The organism is Janthinobacterium sp. NFX145, from assembly GCF_049810325.1.
Classification (GTDB): domain Bacteria; phylum Pseudomonadota; class Gammaproteobacteria; order Burkholderiales; family Burkholderiaceae_D; genus Janthinobacterium; species Janthinobacterium rivuli.
This window is the reverse complement of the sequence record NZ_CP187360.1, coordinates 6,128,434-6,154,508: the sequence shown is the minus strand read 5'-3', so window position 1 is coordinate 6,154,508 and position 26,075 is coordinate 6,128,434. Positions and strand designations below refer to the sequence as shown.

Below are 26,075 nucleotides of genomic sequence, written 5' to 3'. Positions count from 1 at the left end.
TGGCGCCAAGTTTTGCGTTAGCGGTGTTGAGGGTCTGACCCCAGAATTACTCCGCCGTCTCAAAACCTTCCAGCACATTGACGACATTGATGCCGATTTCCTTCACCGCATAGCCGCCTTCGAGGATGAAGGCGGTGGGCAAATTCAAATGCGCGAGGCGCTCGCCCACGCGCAGGTAGTCGCCGCTTTGCAGGGCGAAGTGCGATAGCGGATCGCCAGCGAAAGTATCCACACCGAGCGAGACCACCAGCGCGTCGGGCGCATACATCTTGATGCGCAGGCAGGCCGTTTCCAGCGCGGCGAACCAGCTGGCCGTGGTGCTGCCGGCCGGCAGCGGCAGGTTGACGTTGTAGCCGAGCCCCGCGCCGCTGCCCGTCTCGTCGGCGTGGCCCAGATAAAACGGATACTCATTGCGCGGGTCGGCGTGGAGGGAGGCGAACAGCACGTCGTCGCGCTGGTAAAAGATGCTCTGCGTGCCGTTGCCGTGGTGGTAATCGATATCGAGGATGGCGACCTTGCGGGCGCCGTCGTCGAGCAGATGTTGCGCGGCCAGGGCCGCGTTGTTCAGAAAACAGTAGCCGCCAAAAAAGTCGCTGCCCGCGTGGTGGCCCGGCGGGCGCGTCAGGGCGAACGTGGCCCGCTCGCCCAGGCGCAGCGCGTGGGCCGCGTTGACGGCGCAGTCGGCGCCCGTCTTGGCCGCCGTCCACGTGCCGGCCGTCAGCGGCGTGCCGTTGTCCATCGAGTACAGGCCCAGCCTGGCCGTGAAGTCGTCCGGTTCGATGTCGCTGCGCAAGGTGCGCACGGGCCAGACGGATGGCAAGGCGTCCTTGCCCGCGTTGTCGGGGTCGAGCGCCAGCCAGTCGTGCCAGGCGTGGCGCAAAAAATGCAGGTAACGGGGCGTGTGGATGCGCTCGAGCGAGGTCAGCGGCACGCCGTGGGGCGTGACGATGCGGCCCAGGTTGCGCCGCCCCAGTTCGGCCACCACCATGTCGGCTCGCTCCGGTGTCTCGAAGCACGGCACCATGGCGCCGCGAAACATTTCGAAGCGGCCCCGGTGCTGGCCGTGCAATTCATTGTAGAAGGTCAGCATGGGGCGCCAGGCGAAAAGTCAGGCAGGATCAGGTGTGCGAACACAGGGTGCTGGCGCGGTAGGCGGCGACGAAATCGTCGAAGCTGCCGGCTGGCGCCGCTTCCATGGCGCGCTGTTCGGCCAGCGAGCTGGCGGCCATTTCGTCGAAATACGCACTTTGCTCGGGTGTGGGCGGATGCGCGCGGAAAAACGCCGCATGGCGTTCGCTTTGCTGCAGGCCGAAGGCGGCAAACGAGCCGCCATTGGCGCGCAGTTCGGCCAGAACCTTTGCCGATGGCGTCGCATCGGGGTCGGCCAGTTTGACGGCTTGCGCCGCCAGGCTGTCCGCGTGCTGCGTGCCGCCATGGCGAGAGTCGAGCAGGGCCGCCACGGGGGCGATGCGCGCCAGCAATTCCTCGCCCCAGGCCTGCAGGGTGATCTCTTCGCCATCGCGGCGCAGGGTGAGGCCCGGCTTGCGGCCTTCCTTCACCGTGCGGGCGAAATTGTTCGTGTAGCAGGCGCTTTGCTCGGCCGAAATGGGGCCGCTGTCGTCGAGCGCGCAGAACAGCAGGAACGCATCGAGGAAGCGGCCCGTTTCCAGGCTGATGCCCACCGGTTCGAACGGGTCGACATCCATGCAGCGCACTTCGATGTATTGCACGCCGCGCAGGCACAGGGCCTGGATCGGGCGCTCGCCCGTGCGGATCACGCGTTTCGGGCGGATGGTCGAATAGTATTCATTTTCGATCTGCAGCACGTTGGTGGACAGCTGAATCCACTCGCCATCTTTTTTTGTTCCCAGCGTTTCGTACGGCGGATACGGGTCGTTGACGGCATGCGTCAGCGCGTTGACGTAGTCTTCCAGGCTGTTTTCGTGCGGGCGCAAGCCGGACTGGGCATCGTTCTGGTAGCCGAGGTCGCTCATGCGCAGGCTGGTGGCGTAGGGCAGGAACAGGGTGTCGTCGGACAGGGTGTCGAGCTTGTGCGCGCGGCCGCGCAGGAAACCGGCGGACAGGGCCGGCGAGGCGCCGAACAGATACATCAGTAGCCAGCTGTAGCGGCGGAAATTGCGGATCGTCGCCAGATAGCTTTCCGACTGCACGTCTTTCGGCGTGGCCACCGCCTGCGTGACGCTGGCGCTGGTGTCCGGATTGCTGGCCAGCACTTGCCACAGCTGTTCGTCGAGCGAGTAGTTGTAATGGATGCCGGCGATGCATTGCATGGCTTTGCCGTAGCGCAAGGCCAGGCCGCGCCGGTAGACATGCTTGAGCATGCCCATGTTCGACGTGCCGTAGTTGGCGATCTCGATGTCCGCTTCGGGCGGCAGCTGGCACGGCATCGACTGGCTCCACAGCAACTCGTCGCCGAGGCGGCTGTAGGCATGGCGGTGCACGGTGTCGAGCTTGTCGAGCGTGACGCCGATGTCGGCTTCAGCCGGGGTGATGAATTCGAGCAGCGCTTCGGCGTAGTCGGTGGTGATTTCAGGGTGCGTCAGCGCCGAGCCCAGGGCTATCGGGTGGGGCGTGGAAGCCAGATGGCCGGCGTGGTCGACGCGCAGGGTTTCACGCTCGATGCCGCGCAAGCCGCCCAGCAGCGCGCGGTTGGCATCTTCAGTCAGCAATGCCAGGCGGCGAGTCAACAGGTTGGGCAATTTGAGCTTCCTTTCTTGTGCAGCATATAAATAATTTGTGCTGAGATTAACCGAATTTTGGCAAATGCGTCGGCGCCGGCCCAAAAAACGCCGCGTCGCCAGCGTCCGCCCCGGGGAACGGGGGCGGCGCTTCGGTCAGGAATTCGCTTGATATTTTAACAAACTGCGATGGCATCTGGCGCGCCGCCGGATCAAGCTTTGCGCAGGTGGCGGCGGTCAGCCGAGGCGAGCGCCGCTGACTCGTTCGATGCCGGCCAGGTCGCGCCAGCTTTGCACTTTGTTGTAGCCGGCGTCGGCCAGCAAGCCGCGCACGGATACGGCCTGGTCATAGCCGTGTTCCATCAGCAGCCAGGCACCCGTCGCCAAATGGCGCGCGGCGCCGGAGACGATGCTGCGCAGGGCCGACAGGCCGTCCGCATGGTCGGTCAGCGCGCCCGCCGGCTCGAAGCGCAAATCGCCTTCGGCCAGGTGGCGGTCGCCGCTGGCGATGTAGGGGGGATTGGAGACGATCAGGTCGAACTTTTCCGTGCCCAGCGCTTCGAACCAGTCGCTGGCCATGAAGGTGATGTTGACGCCGTTGGCGCTGGCGTTGCGGCGCGCCACGGCCAGCGCCGTGCTGCTGACGTCCAGGGCCGTGACGACGGCGTCGGGTCGCGTATGCGCCAGGGCGACGGCGATGGCGCCGCTGCCCGTGCCCATGTCGAGCACCCGTCCGCCGGGCGGCAGGCGCTCGAGCGCCAGTTCCACCAGCACTTCCGTGTCGGGGCGGGGGATCAGCACGGCGTCGTTCACTTCGAACGGCAGGCCGAAAAATTCGCGCTGGCCGACGATGTAGGCGATCGGCTCGCCCTGCAGGCGGCGCGCCAGCAAGCCCGATAAACGTTCGGCTTCAGCGGGAGTGAGTACGCGCTCCGATTGCGTGATCAGGCTCACGCGCGACAGGCCCAGCGCGTGGCCCAGCAGGATGCGGTTGTCGAGCGGATCGAGCAGTGGACGGATTTGCAGGGCGCCGACAGTGCTGCCGGCGGGAATCAAGGTTTCTGTCATGGTGCTTTCAATTATTTCTGACGGCGCAGCAAGGTCCACAGCATGGCGATGGCGAAGATGGCGAACCAGGCGAATGCCCATTGCGGGATCGACAGGCCGAAGAACGGTTCGCCGGCGCTTTCGCAGGCGCCATACGATTCAAACATGAAGGGCATGAGTTCGGCCGTGAAGACCTTGTTCAGCGCCGTTTCCACGGGGTCGATGCCGCACGAGAAGCCGGGGTTGGCCAGCACGTACAAATGCTTGGCGCCCACGCCCAGGCCGCCCAGGGCCGCCAGCAAGCCGACGCTGGCGCCGATTTTCGGTTTGTTTGCCGCCGCGCCGGCCAGGCAGGCGATGCCGATGGCGAGGAACAGGTAGCGCTGGATCACGCACAGCGGGCACGGCGCCATGTTCATGGCATGCTGCAAATACATGGCCACGCCCAGCATCAGGAAACACAGGGCGGCGATCAACAGGAGGACGGTGCGTGAATTTTTCATGGGCGACACGGTGAGGTGGATGGAATCGAGCTGGTCATTTTCGCACAAGGCTGGATTTTTATTGCTTAGCCGCTACTTAAAGCTGTCGGCTTACGCGCTGCGGGCCAAGCCGACCTACCACTGCGGCATAGGTCGGCGTAGGTCGGCTTAGCGCAGCGTAAGCCGACGCAACGGCGTCAGCATTTAGTCGCCCAGCGCCGCCAGCAACTCCGCCTGGTGCTCAGCCGCCAAGGCATTCGTCAAATCCGTCAAATCCCCATCCATGATGAAGTCCAGCTTATATAAGGTCAGATTGATGCGGTGGTCCGTCAGGCGGCCTTGCGGGAAATTGTAAGTACGGATGCGCTCGCTGCGGTCGCCCGAGCCGATCAGGCTCTTGCGCGTGGCCGCTTCCTTCGACTGCTGTTCGCGCAGCTGCACGTCCTTGATGCGCGCGGCCAGCACTTTCATCGCCTGCGCCTTGTTCTTGTGCTGGCTGCGGTCATCCTGGCATTCCACCACGATGCCGGTCGGCAAGTGGGTGATGCGCACGGCGGAATCCGTCTTGTTGATGTGCTGTCCACCGGCCCCCGAGGCGCGGTAGGTGTCGATGCGCAAGTCGGCCGGGTTGATGTTGACGTCTTCCACCTCGTCCGCTTCCGGCATCACGGCCACCGTGCAGGCGGACGTGTGGATGCGGCCCTGCGTTTCCGTGGCCGGCACGCGCTGCACGCGGTGGCCGCCGGACTCGAATTTCAGTTTCGAATACGCGCCATTGCCCACCACGCGCACGATCACTTCGCGGTAGCCGCCCAGGTCGGAATCGGACGAGGACACGAGTTCCACCTGCCAGCGGTTGCGCTCGGCAAAACGCGTGTACATGCGCAGCAGGTCGCCGGCGAACAGGGCCGATTCATCGCCGCCGGTGCCGGCGCGAATTTCCAGGAAGATATTGCGCTCGTCATTGACGTCCTTCGGCAGCAGCATGGTCTGCAATTCCCGTTCCAGGCGCGCCATGGTGGCTTTCGCCGCTTCGATTTCCTCCTGGGCGAATTCCTTCATGTCCGGATCGCCCAGCATCTCTTGCGCCGTCGTAATATCGTTGCCCGCTTCCTGGTAAGAGCGGTACAGGGCCACCAGCGGGCCCAGCTCGGCGTGCTCGCGCGTCATCTTGCGGTAGCTGTCCATGTTCGACGTGGCGTCCGGATGCATCAGCAGTTCGTCGAGTTCGACCAGGCGGTTCGCCAGTTGATCGAGTTTGGCCAGCATGGATGGTTTCATAGCGATTCGCGGTAAAAGAGTGTGGGGATGAAGCAGGCCCGGCAGGCGGGCAGGGGGTGGCCGCGCGGGCGGCCAGCGGGGCTGCGCTAACGGCGGGGGCGGAACAGTTTCGGCAGCAGGGTGACGAGTTGCTTGCGCTCGTCGCCTTGCGCGTGGTGCAGCGCCTGCTGCGGACCGTGCAGGAACTTGGCCGTCAAGCCTTTCGACAGCGCTTCCAGGACGGCGTCAATGTCGGCGCCCTTGGCCAGCATTTTGCGCGCCCGTTCCACTTCCATCAGGCGCAACGATTCGCTGTTTTCATGCAAATGCTGGATGACGGGCACCATGGCGCGGTCGTCGACCCAGCTCATGAACGATTGCACGCGCGTCTCGATGATGGATTCGGCTTGCGCCACGGCCGCTTGCCGGCTTTCCAGGCCCGTCTGCACGACCTTGCCCAGGTCGTCGACCGTGTACAGGAAAACGTCGTTCAAACGGCCCACTTCCGCTTCGATGTCGCGCGGCACGGCCAGGTCGACCATGAACATGGGCTTGTGGCGGCGCGCCTTGATGGCGCGCTCGACCAGGCCCAGGCCCAGCAGCGGCAAGGACGACGCCGTGCACGAGATGACGATGTCGAACTGGTGCAACTGCTCCGGCAAGTCCGCCAGGCGGATGGCCTTGCCGTTGAAGCGGTGCGCCAGTTCCTCGCCCCGTTCCATGGTGCGGTTGGCAATCGTGATGCTTTTCGGGTTTTGCGCCGCGAAGTGCGTGGCGCACAATTCGATCATTTCGCCGGCGCCGATGAACAGCACGTTCTGCTCGGCGATCTTGTCGAAGATGCGCTGCGACAGGCGTACGGCGGCGGCCGCCATGGACACGCTGTGGGCGCCGATTTCCGTGCTGCTGCGCACTTCCTTGGCGACGGAAAAGCTGCGCTGGAACAACTGGTGCAGATACGTGCCCAGGCCGCCCGCCTCGTCGGCCGTGCGGATGGCGTCCTTGATCTGCCCCAGGATCTGCGTTTCGCCCAGCACCATCGAATCGAGCCCGGAGGCGACGCGGAAGGTGTGGCGCACGGCATCGTGCTGCGGCAGCATATATAAGTGGGGGCGCAGCTCGCTGTAGTTGAGCTTGTGATAGTCGGCCAGGAAATGCGCGCCCGCGTCGAGCGGATTCGGCACGTGGCTGGCCGCATACAGCTCGGTGCGGTTGCAGGTCGACAGGATGGCCGCTTCGTCGTTGTCGCGCAAGTCGATGCGCTGGAACCAGGTACGCGCCGCCATCACCGCCGAACCCAAGTGCTCAGGCGCAAACGCCAGCTGTTCGCGGAGCGACACTGGAGCGGTGGTATGGTTGAGGCCGACGGCGAGCAGTTGCATTTCAGGGCTGTTGGGGTGACTTATGCCGACATTATAACGCTTTGTGCTCGCGCTTTGAGCAGGTCAGCCGTTTGCCGCCATTCAGCCGCCCAGTTTTTCCAGACGATAACCGTAGCTATAGACGGGCACGAGCCTGTAGCCGTGTTCCGGTTTCAGCTGCAACTTGTTGCGCACGCGCGAGACGTGGGTATCCATGGTGCGCGAGGGCAGGGCCGTGTCGCGCTGCCACACGGCTTCGTGGATGTAGGCGCGCGACAGGGGACGGCCCAGGTTGCGGAAAAACAGCAGCGCCAGGGCGAATTCCTTGTGCGTCACATCCAGCACTTCGCCATCGCGCAGCAGGCGGCCGGGGCGGGTTTCAAACGTATATTGACCGAATTGCAAGGTCTCGGCGCCATTCTGGGCCGGATACGCCACGCGCAGCAGCGCCTGGGTGCGCAAGGTCAGCTCGCTGCGCCGCAGGGGCTTGATCATGTAGTCGTCGGCGCCGGCCGTCATGCCCGCCACCACGTCGTCTTCGCCCGAGCTGTTGGTCATAAACAACACGGGTGCCTTGGGCGCCAGTTTTTCCCGGGCACGGCGCAAGACTTCAGCACCGTCCAGATCGCTCACATGCCAGTCGAGGATGAGCATGTCGCAACTGTCCTTGCGCAATTGGCCCAGCATTTCCTTACCACTTTGAAACTCGTGGCAAGCGTGGCCGGCGGCGGTGAGCACCTGGCAGATCAGTTCTGCCTGGCTATGGTCGCTATCGAGTACGGCAATTCGCATAATTGGCTGGAGTGTGTAGCAACAAACAGACGGTCCGCTCTGCTTATCGTAATGTTAAGGAATGCTCAAGTGAAATATAACAGAGATTGCAACTGTGTCCAGTGAAATCGGCAGCGCAGGCCTTTACGTTACACTTGTTCATCTACCTCATACTGCGGAGAAACGGCCATGTCAGACAAGAGCACTACCGATTGGACCCTGATACCGGCCAGTCGTGCGGACATCGAGCAAGTGCGCGAGCGTTGCCGACGCCTGGTCCAGCGGCGCGCCATGATGTCGGCGGGCGCCTCGGCCATTCCCATTCCCGGCATCGACCTGATGTCGGATGTCGGCCTGTTTTCCATGCTGATCAACGATATCAACCACGAATTCGGCCTGACGCCCGAGCAGATCGAGCGCCTGAACCCGCAGTTCAAGATGATGGCCTACCGCGCGGCGGTGGGCATGGGGGGCATGCTGGTAGGAAAGCTGGTGTCGCGCGAACTGATCCTCCACCTGCTCAAGCGCAGTGGCGTCAAGATTGCCACCAAGCAGGTGGCGCGCTTCGTGCCGTTCGCCGGCCAGGCGGTGGCGGCAGCCATCGGCTATGCCGTGTTCCGCCAGATCGGCAACCAGCACGTGAACGCCTGCGCCGCGGTGGCGCAGGAATTGCTCGCGGTGAGGCCGAGTCAAAGCTGATACTTTTATGTAGGGATCAAGATGTGTTTGATAGCCGTCGCAAATGGTTGATTCGCCGTTGCGGCGAGTTCGTCTTTTAAAAATGCTTTTCCTTCCGCTAATGTGAAATCGCCTGAGTCCACCATTTCCCTGACCTCCTTTGCTTGGTCGAGATAGCCAGCGATCACACTGCGTCGCATTTGGCGCAAAGCGCCGTTGAGATTGAAAATGCGTATGGTTTCCATTGCGGGTTTTTTATCCGTGGCGTTCAATCCTTCGCGCACGGCCACGCTACCGTCGCTGACGAACAGGAAAAAACGTTCGGGGTCTTCCTCGTCCGGTTTGATCAGGTCGGCAGGATCGTAAGGTGGCAGCTCATCCTTGAATTTTCCGCAATTGTCGATGCGGTTGCATGATCCGAATAAATTAGACCAGAGAAAGGTCACTTTTGGATCGCGTCCCTTTTGACGAAAGTGCTCGATATGTTTCTTGTCGTTGCGCAAGGCATCTTCGCAATAGGCGCAGCGATGTTGCTGCATCTCATACAGTCTTTCCCATATCTCGCGCTTGTCTTCGGCACTGACGGCCTGCCAGTTGTCCCGACCATGCTGGTAGGTGGACAGGCACACCGGCGCAGCACCGCGTTGCAGCTTATGCATCGCCCGTCTCGCGCAAAGGCAATTTGCGTTTGAAGGCTTGCAGGCGGATCAGGCGGTCGCACTCCAGCATTTTTGGATGGTTGGCACCAAAATGCGCGTTCAGTTCTGCACGTAACGCCATGCCACCAGGTTCCTCATGCAAATTCTGCTGGATTAACGCCATGTAGTGACTGAGTTGGCGAGCCGGCTCGACATCGGGAACGGGATCGATACCCATCACACTGGCCAGTACGTCCGAACTTGCCACGCCCATGGTTTGTTGATCGATGGTATTGACTACCATGCGCTTGCGCCCGCTCTCTTCGTCCAATTCCCAATCCAGCCGGCGTATGCAGTGTGCGTCGATGCTGCTGAGTACTTGGGGGCTGTGGGTGGTGACGATGAACTGGATATTTGGGAATGCCCTTTGCAAATCAGGCAATACAGTCTGCTGCCATTCCGGGTGCAAATGCATGTCGATTTCATCGATCATGACGATGCCATGCGTGAGCAGGGCAGCCTTGTCGCCATGGTGGGTATTGAGTTTGTAGCAGCGGTAGGCAATGTCACCGACCAGCGCCAGCATATTGCGTATGCCGTCACTGAGTTGGCTAACCTTGAGCTTGCCCTGCTCCGGGTGTTCCAGTACCAGGTCGTCGTGTTCGGCGCTATACTCCAGCCAATGCCAGCCTGTATGCGGTTCCAGAATCACGTCGATGGCCTGCTGGACGGCGCGTACCGGTGCAAGCAGATCGTCGGCGACCTTCGCTTCGGGCCCGAGTTTCTTTTCGAGATTCCGGATCTGCGCATCCCTGAGCGCCTTGAATACCCGCGTGTACCACTGGGCAAAGTCTTTGTAGCTTGACGAAGGTGCTAGGCAATCGCGATAGGCCCAGGTGCGGGAAAACGATGCCTGGTCCACTTTCTCCGATTTGCCGGCCAGTTTCTTTTGACTCCACAATCGGCCCGTGCCGTAATAACCGAGCATCGGCAATTCGTCTGCTTCAATTTGACCATTCGCAAAGACGCCATTTTCCAAAGCCTGCGCATAGCCATACAGCTCTATTTCATTGGAAAAAGCATTGTTTTTTGTTTTGCTCGATCTTTTGACGCTGTCGCGCAAGCGTCTCCCATGCCAATCCAGATTAGTACCATCTGCATCATGGACCATCGGCTCAATAGCGCCAAATGATTCAATCACGCAAGGTAAACGCCATTCCATCTGATGCGCTGCCAGCTTTTCGCGAAACACATCGTCGATCTGTATGCCCGTGGTGTCGAGCGACATGCTGCCCAGGTCAAAGCCGGCGATATACGGCCACAAGGCAATCTTGATGGCGTCGAGCAAGGATGATTTGCCTTGGCCGTTGAGAGCGACAATGACGGTCAATTGGGGATCGAAAGCGAGCTGCACATTTTCAAAGCAACGGAAATTCTGCAGAGTGATCCGTTCGATTTTCAATGTTGGCTCCAGTGCAGCATAGGTGAATGTCGTCGGGGACAACGCGAAAAGGGCTGACTGAATGTCAACCCTTTGATTATAGTACTGTTTTTGCCCACCTTTGTTGCTTGGCCAGCTCTATGCGTCCGGCAGCACCACGTTGACGTCGAGGACTTCCAGGTTGCCCTGGCGGTCCAGGGAGATCTTGATGTCGTCGGCATTGACCTTGGTGTACTTGGAAATGACGGCGATCAATTCCTTGTGCAGGGCGGGCAGGAAGTCCGGACCATCGCGTCCGCTGCGTTCGCGGGCGATGATGATCTGCAGGCGTTCCTTGGCCGCGGTGGCCGTCTTCGGCTTGGGGGGGAAGAGGAAAGAAAGCAAGGCCATATCACTTCGCCCCAAAAATGCGCTGGAGTAATCCAGGCTTTTCATAGTTGGTAAAGCGCAACTCGACTTCTTCGCCGAGGAAACGCGAGACCACGTCTTCATAGGCTTGCGCCACGTCCGTGCCCGTGAAATGGATGGCCGGGTTACCCTGATTTGAGGCGGCCAGCACTTGCTCCGATTCCGGAATGATGCCTACCAGCGGGATGCGCAGGATTTCCTGCACGTCCTGGTAGGACAGCATTTCATCCGATTCCACGCGTTTCGGCGAGTAGCGGGTGATCAGCAAATGTTCCTTGACCGGCTCGCCGCCCGTCTGCGCGCGGCGCGACTTGGCTTGCAGGATGCCGAGGATGCGGTCCGAATCGCGCACCGACGACACTTCCGGGTTGGTGACGATGATGGCTTCGTCGGCGAACGTCAGCGCCATCAGCGCGCCATGCTCGATGCCGGCCGGCGAATCGCAGATGATGAATTCGAAACCCATGTTGATCAGGTCGTTCAACACGCGTTCCACGCCTTCTTCCGACAAGGCATCCTTGTCGCGCGTTTGCGACGCGGGCAGGATGAACAGGTTGTCGCAGTGCTTGTCCTTGATCAGGGCCTGGTTCAGGGTGGCCTCTTTATTGATCACATTGATCAGGTCGTAGACGACGCGGCGCTCGCAACCCATGATCAGGTCGAGGTTACGCAGGCCCACGTCGAAGTCGAGCACGGCTGTCTTGTGGCCGCGCATGGCCAGGCCAGTGGAAAAACTGGCGCTAGAGGTCGTCTTGCCGACACCGCCCTTGCCGGACGTCACAACAATAATTCTTGCCACAAATAATCCTTTTCAGATATCTCTTGAATTGTGCAGCTTAAGAGCGGTTCACGGGAGTGACCGGATTGACAGAGTGTATATCGATTCTGTCGCCAGCCAAACGAATTTGCGCGGGTCCGCGCGCCATTTCTGCGGGGAAACCATCCTCGAACGTGCGGTACACGCCAGCGATCGAGACCAGTTCCGGTTCCATGGCCAGCGCGAAGATGCGGGCCTGGGCATTGCCCGAGGCGCCGGCCAGCGCGCGGCCGTACAGCGAGGAATATACGTGGATGCTGCCGTCGGCGATGATTTCGGCGCCATTGTTGACGACGGCGGTGATGATCAGGTCGCAGCCGCGCGCATAAATGCGCTGGCCGGCCCGCACGGGGGTGTCGATCACCATCACCTGGGCGTCGGCGCCCGACTGGGCGGCGGCCGTGGGCGTATCCTTGGGGCCATCCTTGGGCGGCGCATCGTCGCGCGTCTTGCCGCTGTCAAGGCTCAAGCCTTGCGCCAGGATGGCGTCATGCATGTCGGCCGGCGCATTGCGCACGGCCACGGCATTCAAACGGTATTTTTTCAGCAAGGCCACGAGGGCGGCCCAATCGATGGGCACGCTGCCGGGCGGCAAGGCCGCCACGTCCAGCACGGCCAGGTCGTCCTCGAAAAAGTCGGCCACGCCTCCCGTCATGTCGCGCAGGGCGGCGTCTAGTGCCTGCGTATCGGCGCTATGCAGAATGGCGGAGACAGCAACGACGGTGGAAATCTTGATTTCGATAGGCTTCTGCGACGGGCTTTTGGACATAAACATTTATCAAAGTGAAACTGCGGCAGGCCAGATGTTCCGTACGGCAACAATGGGAGCAGTAAATTTCTTGCATTCTACTGCAAAAAAATCAGCATCAGGGGCCTGGCGCGTGCTATTCCGCAGGGCAACACCTACTTCAGGTCAAAAAAAACGGACGGCGCCCCGGAAAACCGCTGCGCCGCCCTGAAAGCAGCCGAGAATGCGCCCTGAGGGCGCTGTCCGAGATCAAGCTGCGCGCATCTGCCGCGCCGCCGCGAGCATATTCTTTAAAGCCGCTTCCGTTTCCGCCCAGCCCCGCGTCTTCAGGCCGCAGTCCAGGTTGACCCGTAACTGGGCTGGTGGAATGACGGCGATGCGGTAGGCGCGCGTGGCCCAGTCCAGGTAGGCGTCCCACTGGCTGCGGCGCAGCGGCAAGCCTTCGCGGATGGCCGGTTCGTCGATCTGGATGATGCCGAAGCCGGCCGTTTCCAGGTCTTGCACCTCGTCGCGGATGGCCAGGGCCAGTTGCAGCGCCGTCGTGGCGCGCGGCTGGTCGTCGCGCACGAACGAGCATTGCAAGATCGTCACCGGGCCCGTCAGCATGCCTTTCACCGGTTTATTGGTCAGGCTTTGCGCGTGCACCGTCCAGGCCACCGTCATGGCGGCCGGGCGCTGCACGTCGCTGTAAATGACGGGCGGTTTCACACAGCGCGAGCCGTACGATTGCACCCAGCCGTGGCGCGTGAAGATAAAACCGTCGAGTTGCTCGCCAAAGTAGTCGACCATGTCGTTGCGTTCCGCCTCGCCATGCACGAGCACGTCCAGGCCCAGCGCTTCCTGGCGTCCCACGGCGTGGGCGATTTCGGCGCGTATCGGTGCTTCATACTCGGCGGATCCAAGTTCGCCCCGCTTATGGCTGGCGCGGCGGCTGGCAATGGCCTGCCGGGAAGTGGCCAATGCGGCCAGTGCGCTGTCATCGGGGTGGCCTTCAAGCGCGTCCTTGAGAACGGCGATTTCCGCCAGTTTTTCCGTGGCGAACGCCAGCCAGGTCCGGATTTCACCGTCGAGCTCCGTTTCCGCTTCCAGGCTGAACGGCACGTGCAGCAGCGAGCACGACGGCGCCAGCCACAGGTGGCCGTTGCGCTTGGCCGCCAGCGGCTGCAGTACGGCCAAGGCCGCGTCGAGGTCGGTGCGCCAGATGTTGCGCCCGTCGACGATACCGATCGACAAGACTTTATGCGCTGGCAGCCAGTCCGTGACGCTGATCAGTTCATGCGGCGCGCGGATGCCGTCCACGTGCAGGCCGGCCACGGGCAGGCGGCACGTCAGGCTGAGGTTTTCTTCCAGCGGCGAGAAATATGTGGCCAGCAGGATATTGATACCCACCTGGTTCAGTTGCCAGTACGTGCTTTCGAAGGCGCTGCGCCACGCGCCGGGCAAGTCCAGGCCCAGGATCGGTTCATCGACCTGCACCCAGGCCACGCCTTGCTGCTTCAGGCGGTCGAGCAGGGCGCCGTAGACGGGCAGCAATTGTTCCAGCAGAGCCAGACGATCGAAGCTCGACTCGCCTGGCGTCTTTTCCTTGCCCAGCCAGAGGAAGGTGAGGGGGCCGATCAGGGCCGCCTTGACCTGGTGACCGAGCGCCTGCGCCTCGGCCACTTCCGCCAGCAGGCGCTCGCAGGCCAGCGAAAATTGAGTTTGCGGCGACAATTCGGGCACCAGATAATGGTAATTGGTGTCAAACCACTTGCTCATTTCCAGCGCGGCAGTGCCTGCGGCGTGTGCATGGTGCGCGTGGCCGCAGCCCGCGTGCTCCGCATGCGTTGCTTCACCACGCGCCATCGTGAAATAGCGCGCCAGCGGCGACTGCTCTGGTGTGAAATTGAAACGGGCCGGTTCGCAGCCCAGCAGCTGGATATGGTTGGCGACCTGGTCATACAAGGCGAAGTCGCCCACGGTGACGTAATCGAGACCGGCATCGCGCTGCAGCGCCCAGTGGCGCGCGCGCAATTGCTGGCCCGTCGCTTCCAGCGTCGCCTCTGACAGCTCGCCGCGCCAATGGCTTTCCAGCGCCAATGTCAGCTCGCGCGCGGTGCCGATACGGGGAAAGCCAAGGATATGGGTGTGCACGGTCATGATGTCATCGAGATTTAATGTGAATGCGCTAGAGTGTGCGGCAACTTGGTCTATAATCAAAACGAAACATTTTATCGAATAACATGAAAATAATTCACGCACATCCCCCCACTTCCCGATGCTAGAAATCCGCCACCTGCGCACCTTGAGCGCCCTGCGTTCGTCCGGCAGCTTGGTGCGCGCCGCGCAGCTGCTCAACCTGACCCAGTCGGCCCTGTCGCACCAGATCCGTTTGCTCGAAGAGCGCTACAAGGCGCCTTTGTTCGAGCGCAAGTCGATGCCGATCGCCTTTACGGCCACGGGCAGCCGGTTGCTGGAGCTGGCCGACAAGCTGCTGCCCGAGATTGAGCTGGCCGAGCGCGACGTGGCGCGCCTGTCGCAGGGCGACAAGGGGCAGTTGCGCGTGGCGCTCGAATGCCATACCTGTTTCGATTGGCTCATGCCCGTGATGGATGCGTTCCGCCAGCGCTGGCCGGAAGTGGAGATCGATCTTGTCTCCGGCTTTCACAGCGAACCGGCGGACTTGCTGCGTTCGGGCGAGGCGGACCTCGTGATCGGCTCGCCGTACGGCCCCGATTTCACCGTGTTTCCCCTGTTCCGCTTTGAAATGCTGGTGGTGATGGCGCAGAAGCACCGGCTGCAGGCGCAGCGCCGGCTGGTGGCGGCCGATTTTACGGGCGAGACCTTGATTACCTATCCCGTGCCGGAAGAGCGCATCGACCTGATCCGCGAAGTGCTGCGGCCGGCCGGCATCCAGTTTGAACGCCGTACGGCCGAATTGACGGTGGCCGTGCTGCAGCTGGTGGCGAGCCGGCGCGGCATCGCCGCCTTGCCGAACTGGGCCATCAAGAATTACGTCGATTACGATTATGTGGTGGCGCGTCCGGTGGGCGAGCACGGCCTGTGGAGCGATTTGTACGTGTCCGTGCCGGACCATCTGCAGGACAAGGCGTACGTGCGCGATTTCGTCAGCGTGATACGCGAGCAGTGCGCGGCCTCGCTCGACGGTATCAAGTTGTTGTCCTGATCAACGTTGAGTTGGAAACAAACCAACAGGAAAGCTTGATAAATATCAAGGTTCAGCAATGAACCACCGCTTACAGTTGAGCACTGTGCGGCGCAACATGGCGTCGCCTACTCTTTGGGGAGAAACGACATGTTTTCATTTTCCGAACAATGGGCACTGGCCGGCAAGGCCGTGGTGGAAGCACAATTGATCAGCGCGCAAGCGTATGCCCAGGCCGTCGTCGACAGCGGTGCCAGCGTGCTGGAATTGCAGCTCGATACGGCCCGCTCGGCGCTGGCCGCCGCTACGGTGGCGGGCAATCAGCTGCTGTCCGTGAAGGATACGCAAGCGCTGCTGCAACTGTCGCGCACGCAGTCGCAACTGGCCATTGAGCGCATCGGTGCATATGGCCGCCAGGCAAAGGATGTTGCTCAAGAAACCCAGGAGAAATTCGAGACTGTGACAAAGGGTGAGTTTGCTGCATCGCGTCAAAAATTTGGCGAGCTGTTGCAGGTGGTAAAGCAAACGCCCGTGCCCTTGATTATTCCCTTCAATAATTTTCTAAAAACCACTTTCGGCGGCGCCGATGAAGGGTATGATAAAAATAAAAACACGCGTCCTGCTCGCCAGGCGTAAGCGTTTTGCGGCCCGGCAGCGGCTATCCGCCGCGCCAGTCCGCCCGCCAGTACCGCAAGCAGGTTGTCATCGCCGCCGCCTGCGGTGCGGCGCTGGAACTGCGGCGCATGCCGCGCTAGAATGAAACGCAGCTTGCTGTGTCTTCCCCGGATTCTCATTGGATTCTATTAGCACCTTGACCTTGGCCCTCGTGGCCTGCATATCGGAGAAATAAATGGATGATGTCGTAATCGTGGCCGCCGGCCGTACCGCAGTCGGCAAATTCGGTGGCAGTCTGGCCAAGATTCCTGCGTCCGAACTGGGCGCGCATGTAATCAAGGGCTTGATGGCACAAACCGGCATCGCCCCGAACCTGATCGGCGAAGCGATCCTGGGCCAGGTACTGACGGCCGCCGTCGGCCAGAACGCCGCGCGCCAGGCCGTCATCAAGGCTGGCCTGCCTAGCGCCATCCCGGCATTTACCATCAACAAGGTATGCGGCAGCGGCCTGAAGGCCACGCACTTGGCGGCGCAAGCGATCAAGTGCGGCGACGCCAACATCATCATCGCCGGCGGCCAGGAAAACATGAGCGCCTCGCCGCACGCGATGAACGGCTCGCGCGACGGTTTCCGCATGGGCGACTTCAAGATGATCGACACCATGATCGTCGACGGCCTGTGGGATGTGTACAACCAGTACCACATGGGCATCACGGCGGAAAACGTCGCCAAGAAATACGAAGTGACGCGCGCCGAGCAGGATGAGTTCGCGCTGCAGTCGCAACTGAAGGCGGAAGCGGCGCAAAAAGCGGGCAAGTTCAAGGATGAAATCCTGCCGCTGGAAATCGCCAACAAAAAAGGCACGGTCGTCTTCGACAGCGATGAATACATCAAGCCTGGTTCGACCCTGGAATCGCTGTCCGGCCTGCGCCCCGCGTTCGCCAAGGACGGTACTGTCACGGCCGGCAATGCGTCGGGCCTGAACGACGGCGCCGCCGCCGTCATCATGATGTCCGCCTCGCAAGCGAAGGAACTGGGCTTGAAGCCGCTGGCGCGCATCAAGGCCTACGCTTCGTCGGGCCTGGACCCGGCCGTCATGGGCATGGGCCCCGTCTCCGCATCGCGTCTGTGCCTGAAAAAAGCCGGCTGGACGCATGAAGAGCTGGACCTGATGGAAATCAACGAAGCGTTTGCCGCGCAAGCGATTGCCGTCAACAAGGAAATGGGCTGGGATACCAGCAAGATCAACGTGAACGGCGGCGCGATCGCTATCGGCCACCCGATCGGCGCGTCCGGCGCACGCATCCTGGTCACCCTGATCCACGAAATGATACGCCGCGACGCCAAGAAAGGCCTGGCAGCACTGTGCATCGGTGGCGGCATGGGCGTGGCGCTCGCGATCGAGCGCGATTAAGTAGCTGGCACGAACCCAGGCTGTTGCGCATACCGTGCGGCGGCCTGGTTTGATGCGGTTGGCCGCCGTCACGCGGCGGATGTGGATAGCTTTAAGCAAATAATTAACTTTTTAGCAATAGAACGACACTGAGGGGATGAAAATGGCAAGAGTTGCATTGGTAACTGGTGGCATGGGCGGTCTGGGCGAAGCGGTGTGTTTCAAGCTGGCGGCGCTTGGCTATCGCGTGGTGACCACATATTCCCCAGGCAATCCGAAGGTCGCTGACTGGCTGGCGACGACGAAGGACATGGGTTATGACTTCAAGGCCTACCCGTGCGACGTGGCCGACTATGATTCGGCGGCCGCCTGCGTGGCGGCCGTGGAAAAAGACATCGGTCCTGTCGACGTGCTGGTGAATAACGCCGGCATCACGCGCGACATGACGTTCAAGAAGATGGACAAGCCGAACTGGGACGCCGTGATGGGCACCAACCTCGATTCCGTCTTCAACATGACCAAGCCCGTCTGCGACGGCATGGTGGAACGCGGCTGGGGCCGCATCATCAATATCTCGTCCGTGAATGGCCAGAAGGGCGCCTTCGGCCAGACCAACTATTCGGCCGCGAAAGCCGGCATGCATGGTTTCACCAAGTCGCTGGCGCTGGAAGTGGCGCGCAAGAACGTCACCGTCAACACCATCTCGCCAGGCTACATCGGCACCAAGATGGTCATGGCGATTCCGCAGGAAGTGCTCGACAGCAAAATCATCCCGCAAATTCCGATGGCGCGCCTGGGCAAGCCGGAAGAAGTGGCCGGCCTGGTCGCTTACCTGGCTTCCGATGAAGCGGCGTTCGTCACGGGCGCCAACATCTCGATCAACGGCGGCCAGCACATGTCGTAATCGTTGTTGAGGTAAAACGGAAAAGACAGCTGCGGCTGTCTTTTTTTATGCTGGGCAGCAAAACAAGGGGGTGGCCGGATTTGCCTTAGAATCAGTATTTCCTCACCGCATCATTCCATGACCCTAGTTCCTGCCTTGCGCCGCGCCAGCGTGGCCGCCATCTTTTTCCTGGGCGCTGGCGCGGCCCAGGCCAGCGTCGCCTTCCACGTCACGGTGACGACCGAGCGCATCCTCAAGCCCGGCGTGAAAACCAGCCTGCCCGCGCGCGCTACGCAGGACAGCGATGTCGTGCTGGGCGAACATTACCTCAGCGTGCGTGATGGCAAGAGCTTGACCGTGCTCGACTTTGCCACGCGCCGCCGCCACCTGATCGATATGGCGGCGTCCACCTACGATAGCTATTCACTGTTCGACGTGGCGGGTTTCCGCCGCATCGAGATCGCGCAACGCCAGGGCATGGCTGGCGCGCTCCAGGCTGGCGGCTTGCAAGCCCACGTCACGCCGCCCGTGTATGAAGAACAGGCGTTGTCCGTGCCGGCGGCAAGGCGGCGCAACGCGCTGGCGCCGCAAGTGCTCGACGGTGCCGTGCTGTGGTCGCTCGACGGACAGCCCCTGCTGCGTCTGGGGATAGCCGGCAGCCCGGTCAGTAATGACGATGCGACGGCGTTTGCCCAGTACTTGCGCTACACCTGGGGCGGCCATCCGCTGGTGCTGAAGCTGCTGGCCGACGGCAAGCGTCTTCCCGCCGACTTCACCTTGCACTATGAGGAAGTGGGCGGCAAGGTCGCGCGCCATTTCCGCATCAGCGCCATGACGGTGGGGGCGCCCGCCACGTATTCCCTGGCCGCTTACCGGCCTCGCCCGCTGGCGGCCCATGCGCCGCCGCTCGAAAGCGTGCTGGCGCAGGCGGCGTCGCTGCCGCCGCTGGGCCCGCAGGCACATCTCGCGCTGCGCAGCGAAGCGGAAAAGCTCTTTGCCGCGGAAAAGCCCTTCGAGGCTTTCTTGACCATGCTGGAAGACCATTTTTCCACGGGCGAACTGGTCGACAAGCTGTCGCCCCAGCAGATACGGGCCATGCAGGAATGCCAGCCCATCCACGATCTGACGCGGGGATTGCTGGCCAAGAACCAGGAGGGCATCGCGGACGCGCTGGCCACCGTGCAGGAATTGAGGAAGCAAACGGGGCTGGAGCAGCCCGTCCTGGCCTTGTTCGAGGGGAATTTGCGTGCCAAGCTGGGGCAATGGCCGGAGGCGACCGCCTTGTATCTGCAAGTGCTGCAGGCCAGGCCGCACATGGCGGCCGTGTACCAGGATCTGGGCGATGCGCTATACGCGCAATTCGATGCGCCGAATGCCTGGCGCAGCTGGGATGCGGGGCGTGCCATGGCGCCGTCGCTGCGGCAATTTCGCAAGGTCAACGATTTGGAGCGCAGCCTGCTGAACGATTACCCCGCCTTCTTTGCCGACGGGGCGACGCTTCCGCCTGAAGGTCAGCCCAGCACCAGCCGCCCGGCCAGCAAGACGAAGACGGTGGGTAGCACGAACTTGCCGTAAGGCGAGGGTTTGCCGCGCAGGCGGCGCGCCAGGCGTGCGGCCAGGACCGCATACAAGGCATCGAACAGCAGGCCCACCAGCACCAGCACGGCGCCCAGGCGCAGGTATTGCATGCCGACCTGCTCGCTGCCGACGACGAATTGCGGCAGGAACATGCTGCAAAACAGCAGTGCCTTCGGATTGAGCAGATTCGTCAGGAAGCCGCGCACCAGGCTGGCGCGGGCGCCATGCGCCGTGGCGGGAGCGGCTGCTTCCTGCGCCGTTTTGCTCGACAGGGCCGACTGCAGCAGGCGCAGCGCCAGGTACAGCAGGTAGGCGGCGCCCGCCCATTTGACCCACTGCAAGGCTTGCGGATGCGTCACCATCAAGGCCGCCAGGCCAGCGCCCGACAGCGCCACATGCACGGCGCGCGCGCCGGCAATGCCCACGGCCGTCACCAGCGCCGTGGCCACGCCGCGCGCGGCGCCTGTCGCCAGCACCAGCGCCATATCGGGGCCCGGTAATAAAAAGGCGCCAGCCAGTGCCAGCAGGTACATCAGGAAGGTAGAATCGGACATAGGCCAGTCGAAAAGAAAGCGGGAGCATGCGCACGGTGCAGCCTGCTCGCCGGAGCTCATTATGTTCTTGCTGCGATGAAATGTGCTTGCTTTTCCTGCCCTGCATGCCCTAGTATTCGGGTAGATTCCACTCGTATAAAAACAAAAATTAGATGAAAATTTCAGAAGTTAGCCTCGACGCCACCGATTTGCAGATACTCAGGCTGTTGCAGGATGAAGGACGGCTGTCGAATGCGCGCCTGGCCGAGCGCTTGAAACTGAGCGAAACCCCCGTCTGGCGCCGCTTGCGCCGCCTGGAAGAGGAAGGTTTTATTACCGGCTACCAGGCTTTGCTCAACCGCAAGAAGCTGGGCATCGGCCTGGTGGCCTTCGTGCGCGTCGTGTTTGCCAACCATGGCGGCGAGCAGCCGTCGCAGTTCGAGCAAGCCATCGCGACGATTCCCGAGATTTTGTCGTGCCACAATGTGGCGGGCGAAGCCGATTATTTCCTGCAAGTGGTGGCGCGCGACCTGGAAGCGTATGGCGAATTCGTCTCGACCGTGCTGCGCCGCCTGCCCGGCGTGGCGGAGATCCAGTCCAGCCTGTCGATGCGCGAAATCAAGTCGTCGAACCGCCTGCCTTTGCTGCTGGCCTGAGGCGCCGGGGGCGCACTATAATTGGAATAGTTGCCAGGACTTGCGCCTGGCGCCCTGACCGCCACTCCAAGGACCGCCATGCCAGATACACTGTCACCCCTGTTTCCCGCCCTGTCGCCGAACCGGCACGGCATGCTGGCGGTCGATGACATCCACACCATTTATTGGGAAGAGTGCGGCAATCCCGACGGCATTCCCGTGCTGTTCCTGCATGGCGGGCCCGGCGCGGGCCTGTCGCCGCAGCACCGCCGCTTTTTTGACCCGCAGCGCTACCGCGTGATCCTGTTCGACCAGCGCGGCGCCGGCAAGTCCACGCCGCTGGGCGAATGGCGCAACAACACGACGCAGTTGCTGATCGAGGACATCGAACGCCTGCGCGCCCAGTTCGGCATCGGTCAATGGCTGGTGTTTGGCGGCTCCTGGGGGTCGACCCTGGCGCTGGCGTATGGCCAGGCGCATCCGGCAGCGTGCCTCGGTTTCGTGTTACGCGGCATTTTTCTGTGCACGCAGGCGGAAATCGACTGGTTCATCGAAGGCGTGCGCTGGTTTTATCCGGAACTGTACGAAGAATTTGCCGCGCCCATTCCGGCCGAGGAGCGGGGCGACTTGCTGGCGGCCTACGTGCAACGCATCCTCAGCAGTGATCCCGCCGTGTACTGGCCGGCCGCGCGCGCCTGGAGCCGCTTCGAAGGGCGCCGCGTGTACCTGATGCCGCAGCCGGAAGATGCGCCAAACGATGCGCTGGACCTGGGCGTGGGCCGGCTCGAATCGCATTACATGGCCAATCTTGGTTTCTTCGAGGAAGACCAGCTGATCCGCAACATGGGGCGCATCGCGCATTTGCCGGCCGTCATCGTTCAAGGCCGCTACGACGCCATCTGCCCGCCGCTGTCGGCCTACCGTTTGCAGCAAGCCTGGCCCGGCGCGCAACTGGAAATGATCCCGGACGCTGGCCATGGCGCGCTCGAACACGGCATCGCTTCGGCGCTGGTGCGCGCCACCGAGCGCTTCGTGCCGGGGCGCGGCTTCGCATGACATTTAAACATGCCGGTTGGCAAAGCGGCCAGCCGGCGTGCGCCACCTGCTACACTATGGCCTGTGCTGGCGCCACGGTCGGGCGCCGGTGTGAACCCACGACTTTTTATCCATGAACATACAGATCGGCGACATCGGCCATATCATCCAGCTGGCGATTGCGCCGGTTTTCCTGTTGACCGGCATCGGCACCATGCTGGTGGTGCTGACCAACCGCCTGGGCCGCATCATCGACCGCACGCGCGTGCTGGAGGACCGGCTCGACATCGGCTACAACGATTTCTATATGGATGAGCTAGATACCTTGTATCAGCGTACCCATCTGATCAATTATTCGATTTCGCTGAGCACGGCGTGCGGTTTCTTCGTCTGCGTCATCATCGCCATGCTGTTTTTGGGCGATATTCTGAACCTGACCCTGGACAAATACATCGCGGCCTTCTTTGTGCTGGCCGTGATTTGCCTGATCGGCTGTTTTATTTATTTACTGCGCGAAATTTATCTGGCCGCGACGGCCCAGCGCATCCGGCGCCATATCCGCCCGCCACGGTAAGCGGCGCGCCGGTTTACCCTACTATTGAAGAACGAGTCCAGCATGCATGATTACAAACGTCCCCCCACCCTGCACCGCTACGGCCAGCGCAGCGAACTCGAGCTGGCGCTGAGCCTGGGCCAGTTCCGCCTGGCGCCTGCGGGCAATTGTTTGACCCTGAGCTTTTCGCAAGTGTGGGACAAGCAACTGTTCGACCTGTTCGCCCCGGCCGACGCCTGTCTGATCATCCACAATACGGAAGAATTCGGCGAACGCCTGCACCGCGCCGTGCAGCGCACCTTGCCCAGCTGGGCCGGCATCGATGGCGTCGTTGAGTATGGCCAGCGCGCCGCCCTGGGCGCCGCTTTCACCAAGACGCGCGCCGAAGCAGCCGAGCAGGAATGGCTGTTCGCCTGGCGCTCGATGCAGCCGCAAGCGAGCCTGAACCCCGTGACGGTCAAGCTGGGCAGCCTGGAAAACTTCGCGGAAATCCGCGACCGCGACACGTATCTGGCGTAATTCAGCCTGACTTTTCCATGTGCTGGCTGTCGATGCGGGTGAGCACGGCCGCCATCATGCGCTCGATATCGCCGCGTATCATGGTCGTGCCCAGCATGCCGGGCACATAGAAGCCAGGCATCAGCCGGCTGGAAAAGACGATGCGCGTGCCGCCCGTTTCGGGGATCGGATACAGATTCCAGCGCGATTCGTAGTGCCGCATGTCGCCTGAAACGAGGGCGATATCGATGGCCGTGAACGGCGTTTCCGTGGCCCGCACCACCAGGTGGATGGGGTGGTTCATGAACAGGAAGCGCGCCATGCCCTGCTGCTCGATGATGACTTCATTGCCGTTGCGCGACAGCACGCGGCAGGAACTGAGGTCGGGCACGAATTCATTCATGCGCTCGTAGGTGGTCAGGGTCTTCCACACGGACGCCGGCGGCGCCTGCACGCTGCCGCTGGCATCGACTTCATACATGCGCTGCCCGTCGACCTCGATGCGCTTGACGTCGACCTTCAGCTTGTCCAGGCGTGTCGCCTGTGCCAGCGCGGTCGCGGGGACGGCGCACAGCATCAGCAGGCAAAGGAAGAGTCGCGTCATGCACCTAGCCTACGGGAAACTTGCGCCCGGCACAAGCTGTACCCATCGCCGGCCCGTGCGCCGGGCGATTTAGAACTCCCGGTCTAGAGAAATACACTGCGGCGAACGGCAATGCTTGCTACCGTACGGCCTGCATACCACCTCTACCGGACCGATCACCATGACTGCCTATCCCCACCTGCTGGCCCCGCTCGACCTGGGTTTTACCTCTTTGCGCAACAGAGTCATCATGGGGTCCATGCACACGGGCCTGGAAGACCGGTTTTATCATTATGGCAAGCTGGCCGCCTTTTACCGCGAACGGGCACGCGGCGGCGTGGGGCTGATCGTCACGGGCGGCATCTCGCCGAACCGCCAGGGCTGGCTGCTGCCGTTCGGCGGCACCCTCAATTTCCTCGGTGACGTGCCGAACCACCGCAAGGTGACGCGCGCCGTGCACGAGGAGGGTGGCAAGATCGTCATGCAGATCCTGCATGCGGGCCGCTACGGCTATCAGCCGTTCGTCGTTTCCGCTTCCGCGAAAAAATCGCCGATTTCGCCGTTCCGTCCCCGTCCCCTGAGCGAGCGTGGCATCGAACGCACCACCTGCGACTACGTGCGCTGCGCGCGCCTGGCGCAAAAGGCGGGCTACGACGGCATCGAAGTGATGGGCAGCGAAGGATATTTGCTGAACCAGTTCCTGTGCGCGCGCACGAATCTGCGCCAGGACCGCTGGGGCGGCACGATCGAGAACCGCATGCGCCTGCCCGTGGAGATCGTGCGCCGCATCCGCGCCGCCGTCGGCCCCAACTTCATCATCATGTACCGCCACTCGCTGCTCGACCTGGTCGAGGGCGGCAATACCTGGGACGACGTGGTGACGGTGGCCAAGGCGCTAGAGCAGGCGGGCGTGACGATTTTGAATACGGGTTTCGGCTGGCATGAGGCGCGGGTGCCCACCATCGTCACCTCGGTGCCGCGCGCCGCCTTCGCTTCCGTGGCGGGCCGATTGCGCCGCGAAGTGACGATTCCCGTGGTGGCGTCGAACCGCATCAACATGCCGCACGAAGCGAACGCCATCCTCGAGCGGGGCGACTGCGACCTAGTGTCGATGGCGCGCCCTTTCCTGGCCGACCCCGACTTTGTCGCCAAGGCCGCCTCGGGCCGCGCCGACGAGATCAACACCTGTATCGGCTGCAACCAGGCTTGTCTCGACCACACGTTCGCCAACAAGCGCGCCAGCTGCCTCGTCAACCCGCGCGCCTGCCATGAGACGGAACTTGTTTACGCGAAAAAGGCCGTGCCGCGCCGGGTGGCCGTCGTCGGCGCTGGCCCGGCCGGCCTGTCCGCCGCCTGCGTGGCGGCCGAATGCGGGCACGCGGTGACCCTGTTCGACAGCAGCGACAGCGTCGGCGGCCAGTTCAAGGTGGCCATGCAAATTCCCGGCAAGGAAGAATTTACGGAAACCATCCGCTATTTTGCGCGCCGGCTGGCACTGCTGGACGTCAAGCTGCGCCTGGGCCAGCGCGTCACGCGCGACCAATTGCTGGCCGGCGGCTATGACGACGTCATCGTCGCCACCGGCATCAAGGTGCGCTTGCCGGCCATTCCCGGCATCGACCACCCGAAGGTGCTGTCGTACCTCGATGTGCTGCAAGCCAAGAAGCCCGTGGGCGCGCGCGTGGCCATCATCGGCGCGGGCGGCATCGGCTTCGATGTGGGAGAGTATTTATTGCACGACCCGGCGCATCCATTGCCGCAGCCCGTGGCGACATGGGCGGGCGAGTGGGGCGTGGACTTGAATGCGGCGACCGGTGGCGGCCTGGTGCCGCCCGTGGCGCCGCATCCCGTGCGGCAAATCTTCCTGTTGCAGCGCAAGACCTCGAAAGTGGGCGCTGGGCTGGGCAAGACCTCGGGCTGGGTGCACCGCGCGGCGCTGGCGAGAAACGGCGTGGCCATGCTGGCCGGCGTGAGCTACGACAAGATCGACGAGCAGGGCTTGCACATCACCGTGGGCGGCGAGCAGCGCCTGCTGGCGGTGGACAACGTGGTCATCTGCGCTGGCCAGGACAGCTTGACGGAACTCATGCCGCCCGTCGGCAAGGATGGCAAGCCGCTGGCCACTGGCGGCCCGCGCTTCCACAAGATCGGCGGCGCCGCGCTGGCGGCGGAACTCGACGCCAAGCGGGCGATACGGGAAGGAGCCGAGCTGGCCGCCAGCCTGTAAAAAGAAAGCCTGCCGGCTGGGTAGCGGGCAGGCCTGTGGATGGAAAG

General features: G+C 62.3%; 26 protein-coding genes. 11 read left to right on the top strand and 15 right to left on the bottom strand.

Going from position 1 to position 26,075, the window contains the following annotated elements; genetic code table 11:
* Positions 1–46 precede the first annotated feature (46 nt).
* The 7 genes from ACPJXG_RS27620 to ACPJXG_RS27590 all read right to left on the bottom strand — a co-directional run bounded on the left by ACPJXG_RS27620 (position 47) and on the right by ACPJXG_RS27590 (position 7,641).
* Complete coding sequence (locus ACPJXG_RS27620; RefSeq protein ID WP_425252903.1) at positions 47–1,090, bottom strand: histone deacetylase family protein; 1,044 nt, start codon at positions 1,088–1,090, stop codon at positions 47–49.
* Positions 1,091–1,118: 28 nt separating this feature from the next.
* Positions 1,119–2,720, bottom strand: coding sequence for a glutamate--cysteine ligase (gshA, locus tag ACPJXG_RS27615; RefSeq protein ID WP_425252902.1), 1,602 nt, complete (start codon positions 2,718–2,720; stop codon positions 1,119–1,121).
* 216 nt (positions 2,721–2,936) lie between these two features.
* Positions 2,937–3,767, bottom strand: coding sequence for a peptide chain release factor N(5)-glutamine methyltransferase (prmC, locus tag ACPJXG_RS27610; RefSeq protein ID WP_225243088.1), 831 nt, complete (start codon positions 3,765–3,767; stop codon positions 2,937–2,939).
* An 11-nt stretch (positions 3,768–3,778) separates the two neighbouring features.
* Positions 3,779–4,297, bottom strand: a complete 519-nt coding sequence (locus tag ACPJXG_RS27605; protein WP_425252901.1) for a disulfide bond formation protein B — start codon at positions 4,295–4,297, stop codon at positions 3,779–3,781.
* A gap of 135 nt (positions 4,298–4,432) precedes the next feature.
* Complete coding sequence (gene prfA / locus ACPJXG_RS27600) at positions 4,433–5,509, bottom strand: peptide chain release factor 1 (RefSeq protein WP_035823601.1); 1,077 nt, start codon at positions 5,507–5,509, stop codon at positions 4,433–4,435.
* Between the two features lie 86 nt (positions 5,510–5,595).
* Complete coding sequence (hemA, locus tag ACPJXG_RS27595; protein ID WP_035823603.1) at positions 5,596–6,870, bottom strand: glutamyl-tRNA reductase; 1,275 nt, start codon at positions 6,868–6,870, stop codon at positions 5,596–5,598.
* An 81-nt stretch (positions 6,871–6,951) separates the two neighbouring features.
* A complete protein-coding gene (locus ACPJXG_RS27590; protein WP_035823604.1) occupies positions 6,952–7,641 on the bottom strand; it encodes a response regulator transcription factor in 690 nt (229 codons plus the stop codon).
* 168 nt (positions 7,642–7,809) lie between these two features.
* On the opposite strand from ACPJXG_RS27590, the gene ACPJXG_RS27585 reads away from it, so the two are divergent.
* On the top strand, positions 7,810–8,319 hold the full coding sequence (locus ACPJXG_RS27585) for a hypothetical protein (RefSeq protein WP_402719911.1): 510 nt from the start codon (positions 7,810–7,812) through the stop codon (positions 8,317–8,319).
* A gap of 5 nt (positions 8,320–8,324) precedes the next feature.
* On the opposite strand, the gene ptuB is transcribed toward ACPJXG_RS27585, so the two are convergent.
* The 6 genes from ptuB to ACPJXG_RS27555 form a co-directional block, all read right to left on the bottom strand.
* A complete protein-coding gene (gene ptuB / locus ACPJXG_RS27580) occupies positions 8,325–8,957 on the bottom strand; it encodes a retron Ec78 anti-phage system effector HNH endonuclease PtuB (RefSeq protein ID WP_425252900.1) in 633 nt (210 codons plus the stop codon).
* Complete coding sequence (locus tag ACPJXG_RS27575; RefSeq protein WP_051959266.1) at positions 8,950–10,398, bottom strand: AAA family ATPase; 1,449 nt, start codon at positions 10,396–10,398, stop codon at positions 8,950–8,952. The genes ptuB and ACPJXG_RS27575 overlap by 8 nt, the downstream gene beginning before the upstream one ends.
* A gap of 117 nt (positions 10,399–10,515) precedes the next feature.
* Positions 10,516–10,767, bottom strand: a complete 252-nt coding sequence (gene minE, locus ACPJXG_RS27570) for a cell division topological specificity factor MinE (protein ID WP_034752886.1) — start codon at positions 10,765–10,767, stop codon at positions 10,516–10,518.
* 1 nt (position 10,768) lies between these two features.
* On the bottom strand, positions 10,769–11,584 hold the full coding sequence (minD, locus tag ACPJXG_RS27565) for a septum site-determining protein MinD (protein WP_034752889.1): 816 nt from the start codon (positions 11,582–11,584) through the stop codon (positions 10,769–10,771).
* A gap of 37 nt (positions 11,585–11,621) precedes the next feature.
* On the bottom strand, positions 11,622–12,371 hold the full coding sequence (gene minC, locus ACPJXG_RS27560; RefSeq protein WP_035828495.1) for a septum site-determining protein MinC: 750 nt from the start codon (positions 12,369–12,371) through the stop codon (positions 11,622–11,624).
* 228 nt (positions 12,372–12,599) lie between these two features.
* Positions 12,600–14,489, bottom strand: a complete 1,890-nt coding sequence (locus tag ACPJXG_RS27555; protein WP_425252899.1) for a 5-methyltetrahydropteroyltriglutamate--homocysteine S-methyltransferase — start codon at positions 14,487–14,489, stop codon at positions 12,600–12,602.
* A gap of 118 nt (positions 14,490–14,607) precedes the next feature.
* On the opposite strand from ACPJXG_RS27555, the gene ACPJXG_RS27550 reads away from it, so the two are divergent.
* The 5 genes from ACPJXG_RS27550 to ACPJXG_RS27530 all read left to right on the top strand — a co-directional run bounded on the left by ACPJXG_RS27550 (position 14,608) and on the right by ACPJXG_RS27530 (position 19,961).
* The gene (locus tag ACPJXG_RS27550; protein WP_035823611.1) at positions 14,608–15,516 is read left to right on the top strand and encodes a LysR family transcriptional regulator; all 909 of its coding nucleotides are present in this window, start codon (positions 14,608–14,610) and stop codon (positions 15,514–15,516) included.
* 129 nt (positions 15,517–15,645) lie between these two features.
* Positions 15,646–16,131, top strand: a complete 486-nt coding sequence (locus ACPJXG_RS27545) for a phasin family protein (RefSeq protein WP_035823613.1) — start codon at positions 15,646–15,648, stop codon at positions 16,129–16,131.
* Positions 16,132–16,345: 214 nt separating this feature from the next.
* Positions 16,346–17,524, top strand: a complete 1,179-nt coding sequence (locus ACPJXG_RS27540) for an acetyl-CoA C-acetyltransferase (RefSeq protein WP_425252898.1) — start codon at positions 16,346–16,348, stop codon at positions 17,522–17,524.
* Positions 17,525–17,666: 142 nt separating this feature from the next.
* The gene (phbB, locus tag ACPJXG_RS27535; protein ID WP_099377910.1) at positions 17,667–18,407 is read left to right on the top strand and encodes an acetoacetyl-CoA reductase; all 741 of its coding nucleotides are present in this window, start codon (positions 17,667–17,669) and stop codon (positions 18,405–18,407) included.
* Between the two features lie 117 nt (positions 18,408–18,524).
* Entirely contained in the window at positions 18,525–19,961 is a 1,437-nt protein-coding gene (locus ACPJXG_RS27530) for a hypothetical protein (RefSeq protein ID WP_425252897.1), read from the top strand.
* Here ACPJXG_RS27530 and ACPJXG_RS27525 read toward each other — a convergent pair.
* Complete coding sequence (locus ACPJXG_RS27525) at positions 19,898–20,518, bottom strand: LysE family translocator (protein WP_233516115.1); 621 nt, start codon at positions 20,516–20,518, stop codon at positions 19,898–19,900. The genes ACPJXG_RS27530 and ACPJXG_RS27525 overlap by 64 nt on opposite strands.
* A gap of 152 nt (positions 20,519–20,670) precedes the next feature.
* Here ACPJXG_RS27525 and ACPJXG_RS27520 point away from each other — a divergent pair, with 152 nt between their 5' ends.
* From ACPJXG_RS27520 to ACPJXG_RS27505, 4 genes are all read left to right on the top strand, one after another.
* Positions 20,671–21,153 carry an Lrp/AsnC family transcriptional regulator gene (locus tag ACPJXG_RS27520; protein WP_034752896.1) on the top strand — a complete coding sequence of 161 codons (483 nt, stop codon included), beginning with the start codon at positions 20,671–20,673 and terminating at the stop codon, positions 21,151–21,153.
* Between the two features lie 78 nt (positions 21,154–21,231).
* Entirely contained in the window at positions 21,232–22,188 is a 957-nt protein-coding gene (gene pip, locus ACPJXG_RS27515) for a prolyl aminopeptidase (protein ID WP_425252896.1), read from the top strand.
* A 112-nt stretch (positions 22,189–22,300) separates the two neighbouring features.
* Positions 22,301–22,741 (top strand): DUF2721 domain-containing protein, encoded by a 441-nt coding sequence (locus tag ACPJXG_RS27510; RefSeq protein ID WP_035823621.1) that lies wholly within the window; start codon positions 22,301–22,303, stop codon positions 22,739–22,741.
* Between the two features lie 42 nt (positions 22,742–22,783).
* Positions 22,784–23,239: a hypothetical protein gene (locus ACPJXG_RS27505; RefSeq protein ID WP_035823624.1), complete on the top strand. Its 456-nt coding sequence runs from the start codon at positions 22,784–22,786 to the stop codon at positions 23,237–23,239.
* A 1-nt stretch (position 23,240) separates the two neighbouring features.
* Here the strand turns inward: ACPJXG_RS27505 and ACPJXG_RS27500 are convergent, their stop codons facing one another.
* Entirely contained in the window at positions 23,241–23,822 is a 582-nt protein-coding gene (locus ACPJXG_RS27500; protein WP_278317465.1) for an SRPBCC family protein, read from the bottom strand.
* A gap of 160 nt (positions 23,823–23,982) precedes the next feature.
* Between ACPJXG_RS27500 and ACPJXG_RS27495 the strand changes: the two genes are divergently transcribed.
* On the top strand, positions 23,983–26,028 hold the full coding sequence (locus ACPJXG_RS27495) for an FAD-dependent oxidoreductase (RefSeq protein ID WP_425252895.1): 2,046 nt from the start codon (positions 23,983–23,985) through the stop codon (positions 26,026–26,028).
* Positions 26,029–26,075: the final 47 nt, after the last annotated feature.

Excerpts from the sequence above, each read along its gene's own strand:
- ptuB (WP_425252900.1), bottom strand. The coding sequence starts at position 8,957 with ATGCATAAGCTGCAACGCGGTGCTGCGCCGGTGTGCCTGTCCACCTAC.
- ACPJXG_RS27590 (WP_035823604.1), bottom strand. The coding sequence starts at position 7,641 with ATGCGAATTGCCGTACTCGATAGCGACCATAGCCAGGCAGAACTGATC.
- ACPJXG_RS27585 (WP_402719911.1), top strand. The coding sequence starts at position 7,810 with ATGTCAGACAAGAGCACTACCGATTGGACCCTGATACCGGCCAGTCGT.
- minC (WP_035828495.1), bottom strand. The coding sequence starts at position 12,371 with ATGTCCAAAAGCCCGTCGCAGAAGCCTATCGAAATCAAGATTTCCACC.
- pip (WP_425252896.1), top strand. The coding sequence starts at position 21,232 with ATGCCAGATACACTGTCACCCCTGTTTCCCGCCCTGTCGCCGAACCGG.
- ACPJXG_RS27530 (WP_425252897.1), top strand. The coding sequence starts at position 18,525 with ATGACCCTAGTTCCTGCCTTGCGCCGCGCCAGCGTGGCCGCCATCTTT.
- ACPJXG_RS27495 (WP_425252895.1), top strand. The coding sequence starts at position 23,983 with ATGACTGCCTATCCCCACCTGCTGGCCCCGCTCGACCTGGGTTTTACC.
- ACPJXG_RS27505 (WP_035823624.1), top strand. The coding sequence starts at position 22,784 with ATGCATGATTACAAACGTCCCCCCACCCTGCACCGCTACGGCCAGCGC.
- prmC (WP_225243088.1), bottom strand. The coding sequence starts at position 3,767 with ATGACAGAAACCTTGATTCCCGCCGGCAGCACTGTCGGCGCCCTGCAA.
- prfA (WP_035823601.1), bottom strand. The coding sequence starts at position 5,509 with ATGAAACCATCCATGCTGGCCAAACTCGATCAACTGGCGAACCGCCTG.
- hemA (WP_035823603.1), bottom strand. The coding sequence starts at position 6,870 with ATGCAACTGCTCGCCGTCGGCCTCAACCATACCACCGCTCCAGTGTCG.
- ACPJXG_RS27520 (WP_034752896.1), top strand. The coding sequence starts at position 20,671 with ATGAAAATTTCAGAAGTTAGCCTCGACGCCACCGATTTGCAGATACTC.
- ACPJXG_RS27550 (WP_035823611.1), top strand. The coding sequence starts at position 14,608 with ATGCTAGAAATCCGCCACCTGCGCACCTTGAGCGCCCTGCGTTCGTCC.
- ACPJXG_RS27525 (WP_233516115.1), bottom strand. The coding sequence starts at position 20,518 with ATGTCCGATTCTACCTTCCTGATGTACCTGCTGGCACTGGCTGGCGCC.
- ACPJXG_RS27545 (WP_035823613.1), top strand. The coding sequence starts at position 15,646 with ATGTTTTCATTTTCCGAACAATGGGCACTGGCCGGCAAGGCCGTGGTG.
- ACPJXG_RS27510 (WP_035823621.1), top strand. The coding sequence starts at position 22,301 with ATGAACATACAGATCGGCGACATCGGCCATATCATCCAGCTGGCGATT.
- minE (WP_034752886.1), bottom strand. The coding sequence starts at position 10,767 with ATGGCCTTGCTTTCTTTCCTCTTCCCCCCCAAGCCGAAGACGGCCACC.
- ACPJXG_RS27540 (WP_425252898.1), top strand. The coding sequence starts at position 16,346 with ATGGATGATGTCGTAATCGTGGCCGCCGGCCGTACCGCAGTCGGCAAA.
- ACPJXG_RS27555 (WP_425252899.1), bottom strand. The coding sequence starts at position 14,489 with ATGACCGTGCACACCCATATCCTTGGCTTTCCCCGTATCGGCACCGCG.
- ACPJXG_RS27620 (WP_425252903.1), bottom strand. The coding sequence starts at position 1,090 with ATGCTGACCTTCTACAATGAATTGCACGGCCAGCACCGGGGCCGCTTC.
- phbB (WP_099377910.1), top strand. The coding sequence starts at position 17,667 with ATGGCAAGAGTTGCATTGGTAACTGGTGGCATGGGCGGTCTGGGCGAA.
- ACPJXG_RS27500 (WP_278317465.1), bottom strand. The coding sequence starts at position 23,822 with ATGACGCGACTCTTCCTTTGCCTGCTGATGCTGTGCGCCGTCCCCGCG.